At 73.0% G+C, this 6865-nt stretch carries 4 protein-coding genes and 2 pseudogenes; 1 reads left to right on the forward strand and 5 read right to left on the reverse strand.

The genetic code is table 11. From position 1 onward, the window contains the following. Positions 1 to 299, forward strand: a pseudogene (locus tag HO151_RS07545) (transcriptional regulator); the annotation flags it as partial. A gap of 28 nt (positions 300 to 327) precedes the next feature. Here HO151_RS07545 and HO151_RS06605 read toward each other — a convergent pair. The 5 genes and pseudogenes from HO151_RS06605 to HO151_RS06625 all read right to left on the reverse strand — a co-directional run. Next, a pseudogene (locus HO151_RS06605) lies at positions 328 to 1098 on the reverse strand (SDR family NAD(P)-dependent oxidoreductase). Between the two features lie 177 nt (positions 1099 to 1275). Continuing rightward, positions 1276 to 3477, reverse strand: coding sequence for a 3-hydroxyacyl-CoA dehydrogenase NAD-binding domain-containing protein (locus HO151_RS06610; protein ID WP_173895153.1), 2202 nt, complete (start codon positions 3475 to 3477; stop codon positions 1276 to 1278). Positions 3478 to 3547: 70 nt separating this feature from the next. After that, complete coding sequence (locus tag HO151_RS06615; protein ID WP_173895154.1) at positions 3548 to 4762, reverse strand: acetyl-CoA C-acetyltransferase; 1215 nt, start codon at positions 4760 to 4762, stop codon at positions 3548 to 3550. Between the two features lie 42 nt (positions 4763 to 4804). Then, positions 4805 to 5947: an acyl-CoA dehydrogenase family protein gene (locus HO151_RS06620; protein ID WP_173895155.1), complete on the reverse strand. Its 1143-nt coding sequence runs from the start codon at positions 5945 to 5947 to the stop codon at positions 4805 to 4807. After that, on the reverse strand, positions 5944 to 6865 hold a 922-nt coding region (locus tag HO151_RS06625), incomplete at its 5' end, for a CaiB/BaiF CoA-transferase family protein (protein ID WP_173895156.1). The genes HO151_RS06620 and HO151_RS06625, both read right to left, overlap by 4 nt.

Consider the following 6865-nt stretch of genomic DNA (forward strand, 5'->3'; position numbering starts at 1 on the left):
CGGCCGGACCGGGCGCGTACCGCGTGGATCTGGGGCTGCTGCGGCTCGGCGTCCAGCTGCTCGACGTACCGATGGCGCACGAGACGATCCTCGCCGCGCGCACGGTCATGGTGGAGCACACCCGCGCCGCGGCCCACGAGCTCTCCCTGCTGTTCCGGGAGGAGGTGTCCGGGCACGACTCGGTCGAGGCCGTGAAGGACCTCTCCGCGCACATGCAACCACTGGTGGTGCAGGCCCTGCTGACGGCCTTCCAGCGCAGTCTCAACGAGGAACTGCGGGAGTGGCTGGGCAATCCCTGAGCGCGGGCCCGCCCGCCCGGCCGCCGGCCTACGCACCGGCCGGACCCCCCGCCACGTCGAGCGTCTGGCCCGTGAGGAAGCCGCTGCCCTCGTCGACCACGTACAGGAGGGTCGAGACGAGATCGGCGGGTTCCTGGGGTCCCGGAACGGCCTGCCGCGCGCGGACCTGCCCGGAACCGCCGTTCGCACCGGCCGTGCGCTCTGCGGTCTTTGCAGCTTCCGCGGTCTCCGCGGTCTCCGTGGTCTCCGTACGGACCAGGCCCGGCGCGATCGCGTTGACGGTGATGCCGCAGGGGCCGAGCGCCGAGGCCAGCGAGCGCGTGAAGCCGATCAGTCCGGCCTCCGAGGCCGTGCGCGCCACCATCGTGGGCGGGGCGGTGCGGACCGCGGCCGAGACGATGTTCACGATGCGGCCCCAGCCCGCCGCCTTCAGGTACGGCAGCACCGCGCGGGCCATCAGGAACGGCGCCTCCAGGTTGACGCGCATGACCCGCCGCCACTCCTAGGGCGTGATGTCCTCGAAGGCCGACGGGGAGCGGACACCCGCGTCGCCGGCGTTGTTGATCAGGACGTGCAGGGTGCCGAACCGCTCCAGCACCTGCTCCAGGGCCCCGTGGATCTGCGCCTCGTCCGTGACGTCGGCGACCAGCTCCACGTAGTCCAGGATGCGGCCGGCCGTCTCCCGCTGCGGGACGAGGTCGAGTCCCGCGACCCGGTAGCCCCGTCCCGCGAGGGCGACGGCGAACTCCTGCCCGAGGCCCTGTGACGCGCCGGTCACCAGGGCGGTACGCGTCTCCATGGGGTGAGAGTGTGCGGAACCGGCGGAAGGGCGGCAAGGGGGCGTTTTTGGTCTCCGGGACGGCTGCGGCGCCGTCGTGGCCGGTCGCGCAGTTCCCCGCGCCCCTGAAAAGCGGGGCTGCGCCCCGGCTTTTCGCTTTCGGCGGCGCCGCAGCCGGACACCAGGTCACCGGCGGGGTCACCCGTCGGTGAACCGCTCGCCCCTCTCCGCCTTCTCCACGAGCAGGGCGGGCGGCGCGAAGCGCTCCCCGTAGCGCTCGGCCAGTTCCCGCGCACGGGCCACGAACGCGGCAGGCCCGACCGTCCCGTCACGCCCCTCGTACCCGTTGACGTACTGCAGGACGCCGCCCGTCCAGCCGGGGAAGCCGATCCCGAAGAGGGACCCGATGTTCGCGTCGGCGACCGACGTCAGGACGCCCTCCTCCAGGAGCCGGACGGTGTCCAGCGCCTCGCTGAACAGCATGCGCTCCTGCATGTCCTGGAACGGGATCTCCGTGCCCGGGCGGGTGAAGTGCTCCCGCAGTCCGGGCCACAGCCCGGCGCGGCCGCCGTCCTCCCCGTACTCGTAGAAGCCCGCGCCGCCGCTGCGGCCGGTGCGGCCGAACTCCTCGACCATGCGGTCGATCACGGCCTCGGCGGGGTGCGGCGTCCAGGTGCCGCCCGCCGCCTCGACGGCCCGCCTGGACTCGGCGCGGATCCTGCGGGGCAGGGTGAGCGTCAGCTCGTCCATCAGGGAGAGCACCTTGGCGGGGTAGCCGGCCTGGGCGGCGGCCTGCTCGACGGAGGCGGGCTCGATGCCCTCCCCGACCATCGCCACGCCCTCGTCGAGGAAGCGGCCGATGACCCGGGAGGTGAAGAAGCCCCGTGAGTCGTTGACGACGATCGGGGTCTTCCTGATCTGCCGTACGAGGTCGAAGGCGCGCGCCAGGGCCTCGTCGCCGGTCCGCTCCCCCTTGACGATCTCGACGAGCGGCATCTTGTCGACGGGCGAGAAGAAGTGCAGTCCGACGAAGTCGGCCTGCCGCTCGACGCCCTCGGCGAGCGCGGTGATCGGCAGGGTCGAGGTGTTGGAGCACAGCAGCGCGTCCGGCTCGACGACGTGCTGGATCTCCTGGAACACCTTGTGCTTGAGGTCCGGGTCCTCGAAGACGGCCTCGATGACGGCGTCGCAGCCCGCGAGGTCGTCCGGGTCGGCGGTGGGCGTGATGCGGGCGAGCAGGGCGTCGGCCTTCTCCCGGCTCGTACGGCCGCGGGAGACGGCCTTGGCGCACAGCTTCTCGGAGTAGCCCTTGCCCTTGGCGGCGGCTTCGGCGGACACGTCCTTGAGGACGACGTCGAGGCCGGCGCGGGCGCACGCGTACGCGATGCCGGCACCCATCATCCCGGCGCCCAGGACCGCCACCTTGCGGACCTGGCGCGGCTCGACGCCCCGGGGGCGGTTGGCCCCGGAGTTGACGGCCTGGAGGTCGAAGAAGAAGGCCTGGATCATGTTCTTGGCGGTCTGGCCGGCGGCCAGCTCCACGAAGTAGCGCGCCTCGACGACCTGCGCGGTCTCGAAGTCGACCTGGGAGCCCTCCACGGCCGCCGCGAGGATGTTGCGCGGCGCCGGATAGGGCGCGCCGCCCGTCTGCTTGCGCAGGTTGGCCGGGAAGGAGGGCAGGTTCGCCGCGAACCTCGGGCTGGAGGGGGTGCCGCCGGGGATGCGGTAGCCGGGCCTGTCCCAGGGCTGGCCCGACTCGGGGTTGGCGTCGATGAAGGCGCGGGCCCGCTCCAGCATCTCCTCACGGGTGGCGGCCACTTCGTGGACGAGGCCGTTCTCCAGGGCGTGCCGGGGGCTGTACCGGGTGCCCTGGAGCAGCACCTTGAGGAGGGCGTCGGCGACACCGAGGAGGCGTACGGTCCTGACGACGCCGCCGCCTCCGGGCAGCAGGCCGAGGGTGACCTCGGGGCAGCCGATCTTCGAGCCGGGCGCGTCGAGGGCGATCCGGTGGTGGCAGGCCAGCGCGAGTTCGTAGCCGCCGCCCAGGGCCGCGCCGTTCAGGGCGGCGACGACGGGCTTGCCGAGCGTCTCGATGCGGCGCAGGTCGCGCTTGACGGCGAGGCCGCCCTCGAAGAGCTGCCGCGCCGTCTCCGGGGTGACCTTGATGAGGTCGCGCAGGTCGCCGCCCGCGAAGAAGGTCTTCTTGGCGGAGGTCAGGATGACACCGCGCACGGACCGCGGGTCGTCCCGGACCGCCGCCTCCAGGCGGTCGGCGACCGCGGTGAGCGACCGCCTGAACGCCTGGTTCATGGTGTTCGCGGACTGGTCGGGGTCGTCGAGGACCAGGGTGACGACCCCGGTCCCGTCCTGCTCCCAGCGGATGGTGGTGCTCTCGGTCATGGGGATTCTTCTCCGTCGAGGTCCGTCGGGGTCCGGGGGCCACAGAAGTCCGGTGCTTCACCGGGGGGGGTTACAGGCGTTCGATGATCGTCGCGATGCCCATGCCGCCGCCCACGCACAGTGTGGCGAGGCCGAACCGCTTGTCCTGGCGCTCCAGTTCGTCGACGAGGGTGCCGAGGATCATCGCGCCGGTCGCGCCCAGCGGGTGGCCGAGGGCGATCGCGCCGCCGTTGACGTTGACCTTGTCCAGGGACAGGCCCATGTCCTTGGCGAAGCGCAGGACGACCGCCGCGAAGGCCTCGTTGATCTCGACGAGGTCGATGTCGTCGATGGTCAGCCCGGCCTTGGCGAGCGCCTTGCGGGTGGCGGGGGCGGGCCCGGTCAGCATGATGGTCGGCTCGGAGCCGGAGACGGCCGCGGAGACGATCCGCGCGCGCGGGGTGATCCCGTACCGCTCGCCGGCCTCCCGGGAGCCGACGGCGACGAGCGCGGCGCCGTCCACGATCCCGGAGGAGTTGCCGGCGTGGTGGACGTGGTCGATCCGCTCCACCCAGTGGTACTTCTGCAGTGCCACGGCGTCGAAGCCGCCCAGGTCGCCGATGTCCGCGAAGGACGGCTTGAGCTTGGCCAGGGAGTCGGCCGTGGTGCCGGGGCGCGGGTGTTCGTCGTGGTCGAGGACGACGAGGCCGTTGCGGTCGCGCACGGGGACGACCGACCTCGCGAACCGGCCGTCCTTCCGCGCCGCGGCGGCGCGCTCCTGGGACAGTGCCGCGTACTCGTCGACGTCGCGGCGGGAGAAGCCCTCGATGGTGGCGATGAGGTCGGCGCCGATGCCCTGCGGCACGAAGCCCGTGGCGAGGTTGGTCATCGGGTCGGCGAACCAGGCGCCGCCGTCGGAGGACATCGGCACCCGGGACATCGACTCGACGCCGCCCGCGAGGACGAGGTCCTCCCAGCCCGAGCGGACCTTCATCGCGGCCAGGTTGACGGCTTCCAGGCCCGAGGCACAGAAGCGGTTCTCCTGGACGCCGGCCACGGTGTCCGGCAGCCCGGCGACGATGGCCGCGATACGGGCGATGTCGGAGCCCTGGTCGCCGACCGGTCCGACGACACCGAGCACGATGTCGTCGATCGCGGCCGGGTCGAGCCCCGGGAAGCGGGCCCGGAGCTCGTGGATCAGTCCGACGACCAGGTCGACGGGTTTGGTGCCGTGCAGGGCGCCGTTCGCCTTGCCGCGGCCGCGCGGGGTACGGATCGCGTCGTACACGTACGCTTCGGTGGTCACTCGTGAACCTTTCGGGAGGGGGCCCGGCGGGGAGGGGGGCCGTCAGCCGAGCAGGGAACGGCCGATGATCTCCTTCATGATCTCGGTCGTCCCGCCGTAGATGGTCTGGATGCGGCCGTCCGTGAACGCCTTGGCGACGCGGTACTCCGTCATGTAGCCGTAGCCGCCGTGCAGCTGGAGGCAGCGGTCCGCGACGCGCTTCTGCAGTTCGGTGGCCCACCACTTGGCCATCGAGGCGTGCACCGCGTCCAGTTCGCCGGCCGTGTGGTCGACGATGCAGCGGTCGACGAAGGTCCGGGTGACCGCGCACTCGGTGGCCATCTCCGCCACCTCGAAGCGGATGTGCTGGAGCTTGGACAGGGGCCGTCCGAAGGCCTCGCGCTCCTTGACGTACTCCGTGGTGATCTCCAGCAGGTGCTCGGCGGCGGCGATCCCCGCCACGGCGATGCCCAGCCGCTCCTGCGCGAGGTTCGTCATCAGGTGCACGAAGGCGCCGTTCAGCTCGCCCAGCAGGTTGGCCCTGGGCACGCGTACGTCGTGGAAGAACAGCTCGGCGGTGTCCTGGGCCTTCTGGCCGATCTTGTCGAGGTTGCGGCCGCGTTCGAAGCCCTCCGCGCCGCGCTCGACGACCAGCAGGGAGAGGCCCTTCGCGCCGCCCTCGGGCGTGGTCCTGGCGACGACGATCACGAGGTCGGCCAGGATGCCGTTGGAGATGAAGGTCTTGGCGCCGTTGAGCAGCCAGTGGTCGCCCCGGTCCTCGGCGTGCGTCCTGATGCCCTGGAGGTCGGAGCCGGCGCCGGGCTCGGTCATGGCGATGGCGGTGATCAGGGAGCCGTCGCAGAAGCCGGGCAGCCAGCGCCGCTTCTGCTCCTCGGTGCCGAGGCCCGTCAGATAGGGCCCGATGACGTCGTTGTGCAGCCCGAGCGCGAGCCCGGCGGCGCCGGCCCGGGTGAACTCCTCGGTGAGGACGGCGCTGTGGCGGAAGTCGGCGTCGCCCCCTCCCCCGTACTCCTCGGGGACGGCGAGGCCGAGCAGGCCCTGGCGGCCCGCCGCCAGCCAGGCCTCGCGCGAGACGATGCCGTCCGCCTCCCACTGCTCGTGGTGCGGGAGCACCTCCTTGGCGAGGAAGGTGCGGACGGTCCGGCGGAACGCCTCGTGCTCGGGCGTGAAGATCTGCCGCTTCATTCGGGGGTGTCCTTCGGTTCGCGGGCGCCCCCGGGTGCGGAGGCACCCTCCGGAGCGGGGGCGCCCGTAAGGAGGTCCGGTACGTCCCAGTCGCGGGCCACCTCCGCGGTGCCGGTGCCCGGCAGGGCGGGCCCGCGGCGGACGGCGGTGGGGGTGGCGGAGAACCGCGGCGCGGGGGCGGGCTGGGTGATGCCGCCGTGCTCGGTGAAGGTGGCGCGCGCCGCGAGGTGCGGGTGGTGCGGTGCCTCGCGCAGGGACAGCACGGGCGCCACGCACGCGTCGGACCCCTCGAAGAGCGCGGTCCACTCGTCGCGCGTACGGGTCCTGAAACGGGCCGCGACCGCCTCGCGCAGCTCGTCCCAGCGGGCGGGGTCCCGGTGCGCCGAGGCGTACTCCCCGAGGCCGAGGAGCTCGGTGAACCCGGCGTAGAACCGCTCCTCCAGCGCGCCGACCGCCAGGTACCCGCCGTCGGCCGCCTCATACGTCCCGTAGTAGGGGCAGCCGCCGTCCAGGAGGTTGGCGCCGCGCCGGTCCTGCCAGCCGCCGGCGGCCAGCATGCCGTGGATCATCGAGGAGAGGTGGGCCGTGCCGTCCACGATCGCCGCGTCCACGACCTGTCCGGCGCCGGTGGCGCGCGCGTGGTGGAGGGCGGCGAGGACGCCGACGACGAGGTAGAGCGAGCCGCCCGCGTAGTCCCCCAGGAGGTTGGCGGGGACGGCGGGCGGCCCGTCCGGGGCGCCGATCATGCCGAGGGTGCCGGTCAGCGCGATGTAGGCGATGTCGTGCCCGGCGCGCGGGGCGAGCGGCCCTTCCTGGCCCCAGCCGGTCATCCGGCCGTAGACGAGCGCCGGGTTGCGGGCGTGGCAGGTGGCGGGCCCGACGCCCAGGCGCTCGGCGACGCCGGGGCGGTAGCCCTCG

Source organism: Streptomyces sp. 8P21H-1 (assembly GCF_013302945.1).